The 16,897-nt window shown below is 65.9% G+C and carries 14 protein-coding genes; 9 read left to right on the top strand and 5 right to left on the bottom strand.

What is annotated here, in order from left to right:
* Positions 1-97 precede the first annotated feature (97 nt).
* Positions 98-1,357, top strand: coding sequence for an Hsp70 family protein (locus BBTA_RS05300; protein ID WP_012041419.1), 1,260 nt, complete (start codon positions 98-100; stop codon positions 1,355-1,357).
* Between the two features lie 7 nt (positions 1,358-1,364).
* Here BBTA_RS05300 and BBTA_RS05295 read toward each other — a convergent pair whose 3' ends face one another.
* Together BBTA_RS05295 and BBTA_RS05290 are read right to left on the bottom strand one after the other, a co-directional pair.
* Complete coding sequence (locus BBTA_RS05295) at positions 1,365-2,882, bottom strand: hypothetical protein (RefSeq protein WP_049795314.1); 1,518 nt, start codon at positions 2,880-2,882, stop codon at positions 1,365-1,367.
* Between the two features lie 86 nt (positions 2,883-2,968).
* Entirely contained in the window at positions 2,969-4,303 is a 1,335-nt protein-coding gene (locus BBTA_RS05290; RefSeq protein WP_244424358.1) for a hypothetical protein, read from the bottom strand.
* Positions 4,304-4,785: 482 nt separating this feature from the next.
* On the opposite strand from BBTA_RS05290, the gene BBTA_RS05285 reads away from it, so the two are divergent.
* Complete coding sequence (locus BBTA_RS05285) at positions 4,786-5,343, top strand: GNAT family N-acetyltransferase (RefSeq protein WP_041751254.1); 558 nt, start codon at positions 4,786-4,788, stop codon at positions 5,341-5,343.
* Positions 5,344-5,370: 27 nt separating this feature from the next.
* On the opposite strand, the gene BBTA_RS05280 is transcribed toward BBTA_RS05285, so the two are convergent.
* A complete protein-coding gene (locus tag BBTA_RS05280) occupies positions 5,371-6,417 on the bottom strand; it encodes an alpha/beta fold hydrolase (RefSeq protein ID WP_012041415.1) in 1,047 nt (348 codons plus the stop codon).
* Positions 6,418-6,559: 142 nt separating this feature from the next.
* Between BBTA_RS05280 and BBTA_RS05275 the strand changes: the two genes are divergently transcribed.
* Positions 6,560-8,116 (top strand): winged helix-turn-helix domain-containing tetratricopeptide repeat protein, encoded by a 1,557-nt coding sequence (locus BBTA_RS05275; RefSeq protein ID WP_012041414.1) that lies wholly within the window; start codon positions 6,560-6,562, stop codon positions 8,114-8,116.
* Between the two features lie 160 nt (positions 8,117-8,276).
* Entirely contained in the window at positions 8,277-8,447 is a 171-nt protein-coding gene (locus BBTA_RS05270) for a Flp family type IVb pilin (RefSeq protein ID WP_012041413.1), read from the top strand.
* A 244-nt stretch (positions 8,448-8,691) separates the two neighbouring features.
* On the opposite strand, the gene BBTA_RS05265 is transcribed toward BBTA_RS05270, so the two are convergent.
* Together BBTA_RS05265 and BBTA_RS05260 are read right to left on the bottom strand one after the other, a co-directional pair.
* Positions 8,692-8,934 carry a hypothetical protein gene (locus BBTA_RS05265; protein WP_041750351.1) on the bottom strand — a complete coding sequence of 81 codons (243 nt, stop codon included), beginning with the start codon at positions 8,932-8,934 and terminating at the stop codon, positions 8,692-8,694.
* 13 nt (positions 8,935-8,947) lie between these two features.
* Positions 8,948-10,960 carry a primary-amine oxidase gene (locus tag BBTA_RS05260; protein WP_012041412.1) on the bottom strand — a complete coding sequence of 671 codons (2,013 nt, stop codon included), beginning with the start codon at positions 10,958-10,960 and terminating at the stop codon, positions 8,948-8,950.
* Between the two features lie 260 nt (positions 10,961-11,220).
* Between BBTA_RS05260 and BBTA_RS05255 the strand changes: the two genes are divergently transcribed.
* From BBTA_RS05255 to BBTA_RS05235, 5 genes are all read left to right on the top strand, one after another.
* A complete protein-coding gene (locus BBTA_RS05255; protein WP_049795471.1) occupies positions 11,221-12,243 on the top strand; it encodes a helix-turn-helix domain-containing protein in 1,023 nt (340 codons plus the stop codon).
* A 70-nt stretch (positions 12,244-12,313) separates the two neighbouring features.
* Positions 12,314-13,828: an AMP-binding protein gene (locus BBTA_RS05250; RefSeq protein WP_012041409.1), complete on the top strand. Its 1,515-nt coding sequence runs from the start codon at positions 12,314-12,316 to the stop codon at positions 13,826-13,828.
* 68 nt (positions 13,829-13,896) lie between these two features.
* Positions 13,897-15,342: an FAD-binding protein gene (locus BBTA_RS05245; RefSeq protein WP_012041408.1), complete on the top strand. Its 1,446-nt coding sequence runs from the start codon at positions 13,897-13,899 to the stop codon at positions 15,340-15,342.
* Positions 15,339-15,779: a DUF4383 domain-containing protein gene (locus tag BBTA_RS05240; RefSeq protein WP_012041407.1), complete on the top strand. Its 441-nt coding sequence runs from the start codon at positions 15,339-15,341 to the stop codon at positions 15,777-15,779. The genes BBTA_RS05245 and BBTA_RS05240 overlap by 4 nt, the downstream gene beginning before the upstream one ends.
* A complete protein-coding gene (locus tag BBTA_RS05235; RefSeq protein ID WP_012041406.1) occupies positions 15,776-16,879 on the top strand; it encodes a hypothetical protein in 1,104 nt (367 codons plus the stop codon). Before BBTA_RS05240 ends, BBTA_RS05235 begins: the two co-directional genes overlap by 4 nt.
* Positions 16,880-16,897: the final 18 nt, after the last annotated feature.

Genomic DNA, 16,897 nt, shown 5'->3' with positions numbered 1-16,897 from the left:
AGCACGCTGCCATGCGCGTCGGTCTGCAGATTCGCGGATGACACGGCGTCGCCGAACGGCTAAGCGGACCGCCCCCCGGACTGGAAACGAGACGAGCATGGCGGCAGCGGCCTATTGCGGCATCGACTTCGGCACTTCGAACACCACGGTCGGCCTCAGCGATCACGCCTCCGCACAACTGATCCCGCTGGAGGGGGAGCATCGCACCCTGCCGAGCGCGATGTTCTTCGATTTCGAGGATCACGGCGTGCAGTTCGGGCGCGGCGCGATCGAGCGCTACCTGACCGGCCATGACGGCCGCTTCATGCGCGCGCTGAAGAGCATTCTCGGCACCGCGCTGATCCACGAGAAGACCTACATCCGCCAGAAAGCGGTGCCGTTCGCCGGCATTCTCGGCTTCTTCTTCGCGCATCTGAAAACGCAGATCGAAACCCGGCTCGGCCAGGAGATCGATCAGGTCGTGCTCGGCCGCCCGGTGCGCTTCGTCGACAAGGACGACGCGGCCGATGCCGAGGCGCAGGCCGCACTGGAGCAGATCGCGCGCGAGCAGGGCTTCAGGCACATCGCGTTCCAATACGAGCCGATTGCAGCGGCGCTCGATTATGAGCAGCAGGTGACGCGCGAGGAGCTGGTGCTGATCGTCGACATCGGTGGCGGCACCTCGGACTTCTCGATCGTGCGCGTGTCGCCGGAGCGGCGCAGCGAGGCTGACCGCGAGGGCGACATCCTCGCCAATGGCGGCATTCATATCGGCGGTACCGATTTCGACCGGTTGCTCAGCCTCAAGAGCGTCATGCCGCATCTCGGCTATGGCAGCCTGACCGCCGACGGCAAGCGCAATCTGCCGACGCTGTACTATCACGAGCTCGCCACCTGGCACCGCATCAACCAGCTCTACAAGAAGGGCGTCATCAACGAGCTGCGCCAGATCCGCTATGAGGCCGACCGGCGGGACCTCGTCGACCGTTTCATCAAGGTCGTGGAGGACCATCGCGGCCATACGCTCGCGATCGGCGTCGAGCAGGCCAAGATCGCGCTGACCGCGGCAAAGTCGACGACCGCGGTACTGTCGGAGAAGGACGACTGGGCGCGCATCAAGTTCACCCGCAAGGATTTCGATCGTGCCATCGCCGATTCCGTCGAGCGGGTCGTGAGAACGGTGACGACGCTGCTCGATGATGCGGACGTCGAAGCGGCTGCCATCAACACCATCTTTCTCACCGGCGGTTCGAGCATGGTCCCGACCTTGCGGGAGGCCATCCTCGCGCTGTTTCCGCATGCCCGCGTCGCCGAGACCGACCTGCTCGGCAGCGTCGGCCTCGGGCTGGCGCTCGATGCCCGGCGCAAGTTCGGCTGAGCCCGCGTCAGCGCGGCATGTCCGCGGCGGACGGTGCCGGCCTCGACGACAGTGACACGGCATTGGCGGGGCGCGGCGCCGGGCTGCGCTTGGCGGCAGCTGGTCGAGGAGCCGCCACGCGTGCCGGCCGCTCCGGCGCTCCGGTCCGAATGATGCTCCAGGGCTCGGAGCCGGCCGGCACGCGCGTGAGAACGGTCGCGGGCGGCCGGGTGCGGCGCGGACGCGGCAACTCGCCGCGCGGCGGCGGAATCACGGGCGCCACAACGTCCGGCTTCGCCTCAACAGGCGGCACCGGATCGGCGGATGCGGTGACCTGCGCCACCAGCGCGGACGTCTCCACGGCCGGCTGCTCTGGCGCAGGAACCGGCGCGGCGGCCGGCGCCGCGACAGCGGTCTCCGCAGACATGATGATCGCTCCGGTGTCTTCGCGAGCCTGCTGAGTCTGAAGCACGTCGCCGGGGAGCAGTACGCCCATGGCCGTGAGCCCGCACGCCAGGGCCCTGGCGCGCAAGACCACAGTCGAATGATCCGGCGAGACGATCAGGCCGCGGAACAACCGGCTGACCATGTCGACGCCGGCCACCGAGAGAAAGGCCGCCAAGCCCAGGCTGCCGCCGACACTCGGCAAGATTGCTGAGGCCTTCACCAGAAGGGCAGTCAAGGTCGCCGCGGCCAGCAGCGGCTGCAGCACGCCGCGCAGCCGGTGCGGCGATGACATGCCCAGGAAGCAGCCGGCATAATAGGCATCCGCGACTGGGAGATCGTCGGGACGCATCAGCTGCAGCGCGAACAGGCCGATGAAGGCTACGGTCGCCGAGACGAAGATCCGCGCTGCGCGCGCTGCCGTGACCATGCCCGGCAGTCTCTGCATGATCATGGTTGCGATCATGCCGGTGACACAGAGCTCGAAGATGACGAAGGTCCCGCCGAGCCCCTGGTCAAACCCGTCCATCCCGATCAGACGGACCGGCTCGCCGCCATTGCCGAGCATCGGTGCCAGACTGAGCAGGACGAACGACGCCACCGCTGCGAGCGCGCCGAAACGGCCGCCATAGCCGCGCAGCAGCACGATCCGCAGCCGGATTTCGATTGTACAGAAGGCGAGGAACATCACCCCGCAAAATGCAGACAACACGAGGAAAGAGGTTTCCGCGGACAGGCCGAAAGGGGCCACGCTGTCGCTGAGCATCGCCACCGGCGTCATGCCGGCAAAGCTGCCGCCATAGGCCGACGAGGCGAAAGTCGCCGGGACAAGCTTCCGGCTGGGCGCAGCGATCAAGACAATGCAGATCAGCAGCGTGGCCGTGGCAGACGCAAGCGCCGCAGGCACGCCGAACTGGCTCAGATACAGCGTCGCCAGGCAGCCGAGGAATGCGCCGGCGAAAGATGCGAGCGGCACGAGATATAAAGGAGGCAGAGGCAGCGCCTGTGCGCTCCGCGAAAACGACCAAAACAGCTCCGCCGACCATGCCCTGAGATCAAGGGCCTTGGGCACTTCCAGACCGCGTACATGGAGGTCGGTCATTCCCGCTCCTGTCCCTCGGACGATGGACCGCACACGCGACTGCAGGTCGCCTGCGCGGGATCAGTTGTGCACGCCGCGCCTCACCATCATGGCCCCGCCGCTGTCGACGGATCCGGCCGCCATGCTTGCAGCAGCGACGCGTCCTGCCGGGCCACGACCCGCGGCCGGGCTGTCGCTGGCGGCACGACGCGTAGCTGGTTGCGCTTCACGACCGCCGGATGGATCGGCTGGACCGCCGCCTGGCCGTGCCGGGTGACGTGCTGCGGCTCAGGCTGACGCTCGCCGGGGAGGACCGGGGCGGGCTCAGCAGCATCCTCGGCCTGAAGGTTCGACGGCTCGCGCCGCTCGGGCTGCAAAATCAGCATCGGGAGATCGTAGCTCGCTTCCGCCGCCGAAGACGCATCACTGAGGGTGCGGCCCGCATCGGGTTGCAGCGGCCGGGGTCCTGGCGGCCGATTCGGCACCGGCGCCGCGGCGGCGTGGCCCGCCGCCACACCGGCTTGCTGCTCGATCAGCAGTTCGCTCGGCAGCATCACCGCGAGAATCGCGAGCGCCGCGATCAAGCCCCGCGTCGCTGCCACCAACGTGTGGCGCGGCGTTTCTCCGGCCTCGACGAACAGCAGGAAAGCCGCATCCACGAAAATGACCGAGACGAAGGCGATATAGCCAAGGCTGCCGCCGACGACAGGCAGAATCGGACAGGTCATCATCAGCATGACCGTCAGCACCGCCGCCACCGCCATCGCCTGAACGATGCCACGCAGACGCCGCGGCGAAGACATGCCGACGAAGCAACCCGCATAATAGGCTTCGAGATCGCAGGTGCCGCTGCCGACGATGTGCTGCAAGGCCAGCAGGCCGACGAACGCGACAGCGGCGGCGACGGCAATGCGTACCGCGCGCGCCGATCCCGCCACGGGAGCCCAGCGCAGGGCCGCCATCGTCGCCATGATGCCTGCAGCGCACTGGACGAAGGTGAGCGCAGCCGCACCGCTCCCCTGCTCCAGCAGGCCCTTGCCCGCCATCGGAAACAGATGGATGTCGGTGCCGAACGATGGCGCCAAGCCGATGAACAGGAAGGAGGCTAATGCCGCCAAGGCGCCCAATCGTCCGCCATAGCCGCGGGCCAGCCCGCCGCGCAGCCACATGTCCAGCGCGCAGGCCAGACAGAACACGGATCCGCAAAACAGCGACAGGAGGATGAAGGTCGAGTCGAGCGACAGGCCTGTGCGGAGGATGCTCGCGTTCAACAACGCCGCCGGCGTCATGCCGACGAAGCTCCCGCCATAGGCGGACGAGAAGAATGTGCTCGGCACCAGACTCGCCGTCCGGGTCACGATCAGCGACGCGCTCAACAGAAGCGCGGCCGCTGCGGATGCAATCGGCGGAGCAAGACCGGTCGCACCCAGATGCAGCGTCATCAGGCAGCCCAGGAAGGCCGCAATGAAGGAGGCCAATGGCGGGCAGCCGAGCTGGAAGAGCTCAGAGCCGTAAAACGGCACAGCTCGTCCGAGCTGACGATCACGCCAAATGCGTGGATCGGAGGTCTGTTCAGTATAATGCGAGTGATGACTGGCCGTAACGCGACGCATACACAACACCCCAAGTCGAAATCCCACCCAAGATCAGCAATTGATCCCGCCGGCCGTCGATCATGGACGTTCGGGCACAACACCGGGCCCGAACGGTCGCAGTTTCCCCGCGGCCGCTGCACACACCCTGCAAACGCAGTCACGTGTGTGTTCGACTAATGCACGGGAATGTTGCAGCACGGAAGTGTAGAGTTCCGTGCATGGAACACAAGTTCCCGGCAACCTTAATACCGATACAATGCATTAACAACGGTAGGATAGGATGATGAGGGGCGGTTTTTGCAACCTCAAGCTGCTTAATGACCCGTCCGATGCTCACACCCGCGTTACAGACCGCTCGGCTGATCCTGCGACCGCTGGGGCTCGTGGATGCGCCGGCCATCCAGCGCCATTTCGACAATTGGCACATCATCCGCAATCTCTCAGTCGCCGTCCCCTGGCCCTATCCGGCCGACGGCGCTGAAAGCTTCGTCAGGCTGCAGCTCGACAGGATCGCCGCCGGCGAGGAGATCTATCAATGGGTCCTGGTGCTGCGTGACGGTGACGGCGAGGCGATCGGCAACATTCATTTCAGGCCACGGATGCAATCATCCAAGGGCCATCGCGGCTTCTGGCTCGCCGAGCCCTATTGGAACCGCGGCCTGATGAGCGAGGCGATCGCCGCCGTGAACGATTTCGCCTTCGGTCCGCTCGGGCTCGATCAGTTCGACGTCTGCAACGTCGCGACGAATGCCGCATCGCGCCGGGTCAAGCAGAAGACCGGCGCCGAGTTCGTCGGCTTTGTCGAGCTCCCGCACCACAATGGCGAAACCCGATCCGAGAAATGGGTCGTGCGCCGGGAGACGTGGCTGCGGCGCAGCCAGCCATGACGTGGCGAGGCGCGATACAGGACCGCGCTATGCCCCCGCCGTGACGTCAATCACCGCCTGCGCAAAGGCCTGTGGCGCCTCCTGGGGCAGGTTGTGGCCGATGCCGCCGCTGACCAGGCGATGCTCATAGCGGCCGGTGAACTTCTTGGCATAGGTCTCCGGCGCAGGATGCGGCGCGCCGTTGGCGTCGCCTTCCATCGTGATGGTCGGCACGGCGATCTCAGGAAATGCCCCCAGCCTCGCTTCGAGCGCATCATACTTCGCCTCTCCCTGCGCGAGGCCGAGCCGCCAGCGATAATTGTGTACCACGATATCGACGTGATCGGGATTGTCGAAGGCCGCGGCGCTGCGGGCGAAGGTCGCCTCGTCGAACGCCCATTTCGGCGAAGCCGTCTGCCAGATCAGCCTGGCAAAGTCGCGACGATTCCTGTCATAGCCCTCGCGGCCGCGTTCGGTCGCGAAGTAGAACTGATACCACCATTGCAGCTCGGCGGCCGGCGGCAGCGGCATGCGGCCGGCCTGCTGGCTGCCGATGAGATAGCCACTGACCGAGACCATGGCCTTGCACCGCTCGGGCCACAGCGCCGCGACGATGTTCGCGGTGCGCGCGCCCCAATCAAAGCCGGCCAGCGTCGCCGTCCTGATATTGAGCGCATCCATCAAAGCGACGATGTCGGCGGCGACCGCCACCGGCTGGCCGCTGCGCAAGGCGGCCGCCCCCAGCAGCCGCGTCGAGCCGTAGCCGCGCAGATAAGGAACAATCACGCGCTGGCCGGCGGCGGCCAGCGCCGGCGCGACGTCGGCGAAGCTGTGGATGTCATACGGCCAGCCGTGCAGCAGGATCACGACGGCGCCATCGGACGGACCAGCTTCCGCATAGCCGATGCTGATCTCGCTTGCAGTGACTTGCTTGATCGGGCCCAGCGTCGTCGCCCCGGGCCTGATCGCCGGCAGCGACGGCGCGTTCTTGACGCGCTCCGCGGCCACCGCGCCGGATCCAAGTTGAGCGGCCGCAACGGCGGTTCCTGCCAAGGTCAGAAAATGGCGTCGGCTCTGGTGAAAGGGTGTTGGCATGACGTCGGCTCCTGGTTCCATCTGGCTGTCTTGTGCGCCATGCGACCGTGATCCGCTTGCAGACGGCTTTGATTTTTCCTTGAGGCGCGCTTGATTTTGTGGAGCCTGTCACCTGAAGGTCGGCCGGTTTCTGCGACATCCGATGGCGGCGCCCGTGCTGTATCGCTTCGACGACTTCCTGCTGGACCTCGATCGCCGTGAGCTGCGCCGCGGCGACGGCCTGATCGCGCTGGAACCACAAGTGTTCGATCTGCTCGCCTACCTGATCAGGACACGCGACCGGGTGGTGAGCCGCGACGACATCCTGGCGGAGGTGTGGAGCGGCCGCATCGTCTCCGAAGCAACGCTCGCAAGCCGTATCAGCGCGGCACGGAGCGCGATCGGCGACAGCGGCGAGACGCAGCGCCTGATCCGCACCATTCCGCGCAAGGGCATCCGCTTCGTCGGTGAGGTCCGCGAGCAGGCCGCAATGGTCAGAACGCCGGTTGCGGCTGCGCCAGCCTTCGACGGACCCGCCATCGCCGTGCTGCCCTTCACCAATATCGGCGACGACCCCGAGCAGGAGTATTTCGCCGACGGCATCGTCGAGGACATCATCACAGCGCTGTCGCGCTGCAGCGGCCTGGCCGTGATCGCCCGCAACTCCTCCTTCATCTATAAGGGCAAGGCGGTCGACATCCGCGAGGTCGGCCGCGAGCTGGGCGCCGGCTACGTTCTCGAGGGCAGCGTGCGACGTGCGGGCTCACGCCTGCGCATCACCGGTCAGCTGATCGATGCGTCGTCCGGCGTGCATCTCTGGGCCGAACGCTTCGATGGACAGATCGACGACGTCTTCGCGCTCCAGGACCGCATCAGCGAAAGCATCGTGGCGGCAATCGAGCCGACGCTCGAGCTCGTGGAGGGCGAACGCCGCCGCGCGATGCGCCCGCTGCATCCCGACGCCTACGACCTGTTGCTGCGCGCGGCAAGCCTGCGCGATGCCTTCACGCCGGACAGCCTGGCGGCAGCGATCACCTGCCTCGATCAGGCGCTGGCGATCGATCCCGCCTGCGCGCCGGCGATGGCCGCCCGGGCCTATTGCCAGGCGCTGCGCCACTTCCAGGGCTGGCGCGCACCGGATGAGGACTACCAAGCCTCCGCGGTCGCATTGGCGTGGCGAGCCAGCGAATGCGCGCCCAACGATGCGCAGGTGCTGTGGATGGCTGCCTTCGCGATCTGGAACATGGCGGACGACACCGCCCCTGCACGCGAGCTGTTCAGGCGCTCGCTCGCGATCAACTCCAACTCGGCGATGGCGCTGACCTTGAGCGGCTGGATCGAGATCATGGCGGGGGAGACGGCCGCTGGCCGTGCCCTGATTGAACGCGCGCAGCGGCTCAATCCGCGCGATCCACGCGGCTGGTTCGCAGCCGCCGCCATGGCGATCCACGCGGTCGCGGAGGACGACTTCGCCGCAGCCATCCAATGGGCCGAGACGGCCCTCGCACAGAACCGCCGCTTTGCGGTCGCGCTTCGCGTCCTGATCGTCGCTTTGGTCAGAAGCGGACATCTCGCACGCGCGACCTCGGTCGCGCGCCAGCTGCTCGAGATCGAGCCCGATCTCACCGTGTCCGAATTCCTGGCACGGATCCCGTTCCCGGTGCGCAAAATGGCCGCAACCTATGCGGAAGCTCTGCAGGCCGCAGGCGTGCCGGCCTAAGGCCGTTCACGTGCAAGGCTGATCTTTTCAACTGTCATTTCTGACATATTCAGCCAAGTTGGGAAACTTGGCGAGACACTGTTCATACTACCTTAGGTTCCTTCCCGTATTTTCGCGGGCACCGTCTGGCGACCGAAGCGGCAGACGGTGGAGGGCTGCGATGAAACAATTATTGCTCAAATTTTACGAAGATGAATCAGGCGCAACGGCGATTGAATACGGGCTGATCGCCGCCGGCATCGCACTCGCGATCATTGCCATACTGAACAAGCTCGGATTGACCCTGGTGGGGATCTTCACAACGCTTACGACCAAGCTGAACGGCGGCTGATCAGTCGAATTGTCCCAATGGCGTTCTCAGGGCTGGAGCAATCCGGTCGCCATGGTCGGACGGGCCGGGCCTTCGTGCCCGGCCTAAGCTTTTCATGGAACGATCCTTCCGCTGCAAGCCGGGGCTCAATGCGCCATGCTGCGGCCGGCTTCGCACGCCACCATGCAGCGTCGGCAGGCGTTGCGAGGCACGACATATCGGTACGCGCCGACGCGTGACCTATTGCCGGCCTGCATCCGTCTGGTCAGCGCGGCAACAGCGCGCTGCAGATCGGCGCGATCAGCGATGACGACACGGTGGACGCGGCCGCGACATCGACCGCGATGGCCGCGCCGAGCGACACCCCCGCCAGCGCCGTCATCGCGAGACGCCGGCGGCCGCCGGATGAGACCTTCTCCCCCCTGCAGCAATGGCCTGCGGAGAGCGCAGGCCGCCGCCCGAGCCGCCAGCACCAGCCGGAGATCAACAGGGCGATCAGGCAGCACATCCGGCTGTGTCCCTCAGCCCTTGTGGCAACACGTGTCGCCGGCCGGTGCTGCCGGCGGCGTGTGGGCACTCCGCACGCTCCTGGCGTTACGATCAACCGGGACATCGAAGCCGGCATTGGCCGAGAAGAAGCCGACCGGCTTCAGCATGAAGCCCGCATACTCCACCGGCATGACCGGAAAATCCTCCGGCTTGCACACATGGGTGTGCCCGAACGAATGCCATACCACGATGTCCGTGTTCTCGATCGGACGGTTCTGCGCCGCATAGCGCGGCAGGCCGTCGCCGCCGGCGTGCACGTTCGGATAGTCTCCGCTGGCATATTTCTCGGCCGGGTCAAAGGCGGTGACCCAGACATGCTTGGTCGCGAACCCGCCACGGCTGCGCACGAAGCTGCCCTCCTGCGCCAGCATCAGTGGACTCGGATTGACCACGAGCTTGTAGCCTGGCGCGCCGCCGACCGAATTTGTCAGGTTCGGATTGGCGATCTTCCAGTAGCGTCCGGTCTCGCCATTGGCGACGCGCGCAGCATCGCGCTCGCGCGACAACACACGGCTGGTGGTGTCGAACACATTGCCGTGCGGATTGTCGCGGCCCCACGGCCGCGGCACGAATTCGTGCTCGGTCACCGTGTTGCCGCCGCCGTCGATATCCATGTGGAGGCGTGCATTGAAGAAATGCTGGTGGGTGGGGCCGCCGAGATTGTCGTCGACCATGCCACCCCAGGGATAGGTCGCGCCCGGCGCGACCGCCGCGGTCTGGATGATTCCGGTCAGCTTGCATTCAAGCTGGATCGTACCGTCCTGGTAAAGGTACCAGTAGAAACCGTAGTCGTAATTGCCGACGGTGGCGAAGAAGCTGACGACCAGACGGCGCGAGCGCCGCACCTCGAACAGGCCGTTGCGGACCTCATAATGCTTCCAGAGGATGCCGTAATCCTCCTCATGCATGCAGATCGCGTTCTTCATCACGAACGGCTCGCCCTTGCTGTTCGCGGCCGGCACGTCGAAATAATGGATGTTGCCGAGACAGTCGCAACCGAGCTCGAGCGCATTGGCGAGCGCGCCCAGGCCATATTCGCCGGCGTCGAACGCCGACTTCCAGAAATGATTGGCGGTCGGATCGGCGTAGGGCACGACCATCTCGGTGACGCTGGCGCGATGAATGATGGAGCGCTTGCGCCCGCCATCCTGATAGCCGAGCTGATGCAGCACGAGCCCTTCGCGCGGCGTGAACCCGACGCGAAAGCTCCATTTCTGCCATTCGACGTTCCAGCCGTTGACCGTGAAGCTCGGCCCCTCCGGCTGTTCGATGTTGAGCGGCTTGATGTCGGTGCGCGGCGATGCCACCTCATGGGCGCCGTAATTGCGCTTCTTGCGCGGGATCGGGATCACCGGATCCTCGTCGGTGAGGTCGATGACCTTGCCTGCGATCAGGTCGACGACAGCGACCACGCCTTCGATCGGATGCGCATAGCCGTTGTCCTGCAGATGCTCGCGGAAGTAACTGACCGCACGCACGATGCGAGCGCCCCGCTCGAACGGCAGGTCGAAGAAGCCGGAGGAGAACGGATCGATCTGCACCAGCTCGATGTCCTTGTCCGTCAGCCCGCGGCGACGCATCGCGTTGCGCCAGCCGGGATCGGCCTTCACCGTGGCATCACAGCGGAAGAAGTCCTCGAGCGTCACCGGCGGCTGGCCGTAGGGCGCCTCGCGGTTCGGCACCACCTTGCGGTCGACAATTTCTGCTCTACCGAGGTCGACGACGAGTTCCACCGACTCACCGCTGGCGATATCGAGCGAGACGACGAACGCCTTGCGCGGCAAGACCTGTCCGCCCGCATGGGCGGTGAGTTCGGCCTTGGTGGGCTCTTCCAGCCGCACGATCGGGAAGCGGCAATGATCCGGCGCAGCCGCCGCAGCCCGGACCAGACCGCACGCGGCCGCGATCTCCTCCGAGGTCAAGGGATCGAGCGGATGGACGGCGATTGCAGCGGCGGCAGTGATGTCCTGCATGGATATCTCCATCGATTGTTTCGGCACCCTCGGACGGTCAGGACGATTGCACCGCGATAGCCCGAAGGCCGCGCGCCGGTCGACATCGTGGGGCGCGCATCCTCCGGCAACAGGCTGTGCTCGGCCAGAACGCAGTCGTGCGCGAGACTGCCAATCAGACGCAGGACAGCGTTATCGAAATCGGGCAAGATCAGCCGCAATCCGCCAGGGGCGCCGGCCAGCAATGGCCCGCATCTTGCAAGTGCTCCGGCATCAGATTCCGCGATCATGTCATGAGCTTGAAGAACACGCCGCAGATTCGGACCGGGTGCCCGGGATTGGTGCAGACGACCAGCGCCGACGTCGACGAGCACTGTGCGCAACTCGGCGGCTGGCGGCTGACCTATGACCAGATCAGCGCCGGCGCGTTCCGGGGCAGCTTCACCCTGATTTCGCTGCCGCGGCTGCAGATCTTCCGCGAGGTCACGAGCCAGCAGGTCCGGCAATATGGCCGCCTCGACGCCGACTGTTTCAGCGTCGGCCTCGCCTGGCACAGCGGGGGACCGCTCAGCCTCAACGGCACGGGGATCACGCAGGATGCGCTGGTCGTGTCCTTCGACGCCGATATCGACTTCTGCACACCGCGCGCGTTCGAGCTGCGCGGAATGACCCTGTCGACGCAGCTGATCGAAGCGATCGCCGGTCAGCTCGCCATCGAGCTACCCGCTGATCTGAAACATCGGATGCGCGCCATTGCGGCGCCGGCTGACGCGCTCCGTCGATTGCGCGCTGCGCTCGCCGCGATGGACGCTGTGCTCGGCGCCCCTGAGGAGTTCCTGCACGACACGACGATCAGCGAGGCGCTGCAGGACAGCCTGCTGCTTGCGATCACCGACCTGCTGCCCGACGCACGCTTGTGCGACACCAGCCGCAGCGCTGCTGCACGCAAGCGTATCGTCGCGCAGGCGACCGAGATGATGTTGGCGTCATCGGATCAACCGCTGTCGCTGCTCGATGTGTGCAAGGCGGTCGGGGCCAGCCGCCGCAAGCTGAGCTATTGCTTCCAGGACGTGCTCGGGACCAGCCCTGTCAGCTATTGGCGCGCCATCCGGCTCAATCGCGTGCGGCGCGACCTCAAGTCGCGACGCGATCCGCGCGACGGAATTTACGACATCGCCGTGCGCCACGGCTTCTGGCACTTCAGCCAATTCTCGCTCGACTACAAGCGCCATTTCGCAGAACTGCCATCCGAAACCCTGCGGCGTGCGCGTATGGACGCATACTCGCAGTTCAGGCAAAACTCCTTCCGTCACTGATGTCCGCGGCGTGAGCCTGCCGGACCAAGAACGGGTGCCCATGCGAGGCGCCCGATGAGCGGAGGACGAGATGCTGATCCCGATGGCCGACGTGCCGCGTTGGTATGCCGAGCGCAAGCCCAAAGACAGCATCGCGGTCCAGCACGGAACGGACGCGCTGACCTGGGATCAGCTCGAGCGTCGCGCCAATGCCCGTGCGCGCGCTTTCGCGGCCAAAGGCGTGAAGCCCGGCGACTTCGTCGCCATCGGCCTGCCCAACGGCAATGCACTGTTCGAAACCAGCTTCGCGGTGTGGAAATGCGGCGCGACGCCGACGTCGCTGTCGTGGCGACTGCCGCGCGGTGAGGCCGCTGCGGTGCTCGAGATTCTCCAGCCATCATTGGTGGTCGGCGGCGAGGCCGATTGGAACGCACCCAACGCGCTGCCGGCCGATTTCACGCCGGAAGGTTTTTCCGATGAGCCGCTCAGCGCGCCGGTGTCGCGCTATTGGAAGGCGATGACATCGGGCGGCTCGACCGGGCGCCCGAAAGTGATCCTCGATCATCAACCTGCGGTGACCGACACCGCCGCCGAGCCGCCGCTGGGAATCCCGAAGGGCGCGTCGCTGCTCAATCCCGGTCCGCTGTATCACAACGCGCCCTTCATCGTATCGCACTACGCCTTGTTTGCCGGCGGCAAACTGACGGGCATGGTGAAGTTCGATGCGGAGGAGACGCTGCGGCTGATCCAGGCGCAGCGCATCCAATGGGTCAATTTCGTGCCGACCATGATGCACCGGATCTGGGCGCTGCCGGAGGCCGTGCGCAACAGCTACGACGTGTCGAGCCTGAAAATGGTGTTCCACATGGCCGCGCCGATGCCGCCATGGCTGAAAGAGCAATGGATCGCGTGGCTCGGACCGGAGCGCGTCTACGAGCTCTATGGCGGCACCGAACGGCAAGGCCGCACCATCATCTCCGGAACCGAGTGGCTGCAGCACAAGGGCTCGGTCGGCAAGATCGACGAGACGTGCAAGCTTCGCATCCTCGGCCCCGATGGCAACGACGTCCCTCCGGGCGAGAGCGGCGAGATCTACTTCCTGCCGGCGGACGGCCCCGGCAGCACCTATCACTATCTCGGCGCCGAGCCGAAGCGGCGCGCCGACGGCTGGGAGTCGCTCGGCGACATCGGCCGGCTCGACGCCGATGGCTATCTCTATCTCGGCGACCGGCTTGCCGACATGATCCTGCGCGGCGGCGCCAACATCTATCCGGCCGAGGTCGAGGCGGCGCTGATGGCGCATCCTGACATCCGCTCCTGCGTCGTGGTCGGCCTGCCCGATCCGGAGCTCGGCCAGCGCGTGCATGCCATCGTCGAGATCGACCGCGCCAAGGACACCGAGGCGATCGTCGCGGGCATGAGCACGTTTCTCGCCGACCGGCTCAGCCGCTACAAGCATCCGGAAAGTTATGAGTTGGTCGACGTGATGCTGCGCGACGATTCCGGCAAGGTACGCCGCACCTTGCTGCGCGACGAGCGGGCGACCTGGCTCAAGGAGGGCCGTCAGTTCCGCATCATGCCGGCGCGGGCTCAGCCCGCGGACTGAGGCCGCGGAATTTTTCGAACGTTTACGATCGTGGCGTAGACTCCGTAAGGGCAAGGAGAGTCCGCGCCATGATCTCGAGACGACGGTTTCTGCACACCGCAGCGACGGCCGCGGCGCTGCCTTTGGCGCGGATGCCGCGGGCCCAGGCCGAGTTACGCACCATCCTCAACGATGCGAGCCGGCTCAATCCGACGCCGGTCGCCAGGCACGTGGTGATCTCCAGGCCCACCACTGACGATCTGATCGCCCGGCTCCGCGCCGAGCTGAAGGAGGCGGCGGCCGCCAAACGTCCGGTCACTGCCGCCGTGGCCAGGCATTCGATGGGCGGTCAGAGCCTGCCGCGGGACGGCACCGCCGTGACCCTCGACGGCGGCCCGATCGAGCTCGACACCACGGCGCAGACCTATCGCACCGCTGCCGGCAACCGCTGGTGGGACGTGATTGCCGCGCTCGACCCGAAGGGCTTCTCCCCGGCGGTGATGCAGTCGAACAGTGATTTCGGCGTCGGCAGCACGTTCAGCGTCAATGCACATGGCTGGCCGGTGCCCTATGGACCGTTCGGCTCCACGGTGAAGTCGATCCGCATGCTGCTCGCCGACGGCACGCTGGTGACATGCTCGCGCACGGAGAACGCCGAACTGTTCGGGCTGGCGATGGGCGGCTATGGCTTGTTCGGCATCATCGTCGATCTCGAGGTCGAGATGGTGCCGAACCTGCTGCTCGAACCGCGCTTCGAGCGCCTGCCGCCGGAGACCTTCGCCGCGCAGTTCACGCGCGCGATCGACGGCGATGGCCCTGTGAAGATGGCCTATGGCCGGATGTCGGTTTCGCGCAAGGCGTTCTTCGACGACGCGCTGCTCGTCACCTTCCGCCCCGCGCCCGATGCGCCCGCGACGCTGCCGCCGGCGGCGAACTCGGGCAAGCTGACGGGCGTCGCCAACACAATCTACCGCGCGCAGACCGGCTGGGAAGTCGCCAAGGGGCTGCGCTGGTTCATGGAGACACGACTCGGCCCCGCCATCTCCGACAGCCACTACACCCGCAACTCACTGATGGCCGAGCCGATCGCCAATCTGGCGCAGAAGGACATGCACCGCACCGACATCCTGCATGAATATTTCGTCGCGCCGGAGCGGTTCGGCGAGTTCCTCACCGCGTGCCGCGAGATCATTCCGAAAGCAAGGGCCGAATTCCTCAACGTCACCTTGCGCTACGTCGCCGAGGACAAGACGCCCGCGCTCACCATCGCGCCGGTGCGCCGCATCGCCGCCGTCATGTCGTTCTCACAGATGACGACACCGGAAGGCGAGGTCGACATGCTGCGCACGACCGAAGCGCTGATCGATCGCGTCACCGCGATCGGCGGCGCGTTCTATCTGCCCTATCGCCTCCATGCCCGCCGCGATCAGGTCGAGCAAGCCTATCCGGCGGCCGCGCGCTTTGTCGCCGCGAAGCGGCACTATGATCCGGGTCTGTTGTTCCGCAACGCGATGTGGGACGCCTATTTCGCATGACACCAACCGCCGCCAGTTTCTCACTCGATCGTTATCGCATCGCCGCGCTTGCCCTGGCCGTAGCGCTGTTGTTTGCTGCGGCGACCGACTACATCCCGTCCTTCATCGATGCACAGGGGCGCGTCTTCGGCCTGTTCCAGCTCGACATCTACAAGGACGCGCTGCATGTCGCCTCGGGACTCTGGGCCCTTGCCGCGATGGCGACGCGACGGAGCGCTGTGTTCTTTCTGCGCGTCTTCGGCACCTTGTACTTCCTCGACGGGGTCATGGGCGTGTTCACGGGCTCCGGCTATCTCGACCTTTCGATCGTCATCGACGGCATCCGCGACAGCTCGCTGCTGGTGAAGATTCTGTCCAGCCTGCCGCATCTTGCCCTGGGCGCGCTCGGTATCGCCGTCGGCTGGTCGCCCTGGGGCGCGAGGCCCGCGCACGCATGAGCCTGCGTCGCAAAATCGCCTATCTGGCCATCGCGGTCGTGGCTGCCGCGGCGCTCGGGGTTGCCGCCACGGTGATCCGTGTCGAGACGGTCTGCACCGCGGACGTGCCGACGCCTGCGGTCACGTCGCAGTTCGGCATCAGCGATCCCGGCTATGCACGGGCACAGGGCGACAGCTTTCTGACGTTTCCCGAATGGTACATCGTCCACGCCTATAACGACCTTGCAGCCGTCACCGAACAAGGATCGGAATCCGACTTCCGCTATGCATCGAGCATCGCCGGCTTCTGGCGCAGCCTGTGCCGCGCCACCCGGCAGGCTGCCGGATCCGGCCCGGCCACGTCGGATCAGAAGCTGACAAACTACATCATCGGCTTCAGCTTCACCGCCGAGATGGCGCTGCAAGGCGCCTATGAGACCAGCATCGGAGCGCTCAGCGCGGCGACGACGGACCATGGCAAGACGGCCGAGGATGCGTTCAACCTGGCTCTGCTGCAGGACTACGCGGCGTTCCTGTATCAGACGCCGTGGTATCGCTACCCCTTTGCCGCCAAGCTCGACCAGTTCTGGCGCGAGACACCGTTCGTCCCTTCGCTGCGGGCGGTGGAGCGGCGGATCTCGCTCAGCCTGCAATATGCCGCCCGGGCCGCCTATGCGGCGGTGATCGGCTATGCGGCAGGCTATGATCCGGCCGTTCTCACCATTCGGAGCGTCGTCACCGGCCTGCCGGCGGCGGAGCTCGCGACCATCCCCGGCGTGACGGTCATCCGCGAGGTGGCCGACGCGAAAGGCGCAACGGGCGTTCTGGTCGAGACCGAACGCTACGCCAAGTTCGACGCGTTCGTGAAGCAGCTCGGGCGCCATGCCGGGGCGACGCTTGGTGAAGTGGCCGGCAACCATCGCATCCTGGTCACCATCGTCGTTCCTCCTGGCGACGGGCGGCTGGCAGCCTTCGATGGACTGCCTATATTCAGTGTCCCGGTTCAGTCCCGTCCCGGTGCCCGGCGCATCGGCGTCGACGTACCGGTCCGATCGCTGGTTCAGGATGTCACTCGTTTCGAAGCGGCCGGCTACATGTTCGAGCATGCCTACGATTACTGATCGGACTCTCCGATACTC

It is taken from the genome of Bradyrhizobium sp. BTAi1, assembly GCF_000015165.1.
Taxonomy (GTDB): domain Bacteria; phylum Pseudomonadota; class Alphaproteobacteria; order Rhizobiales; family Xanthobacteraceae; genus Bradyrhizobium; species Bradyrhizobium denitrificans.
Note: the sequence above shows the minus strand (reverse complement) of the source record. Positions and strands in the feature narration are given on the sequence as shown.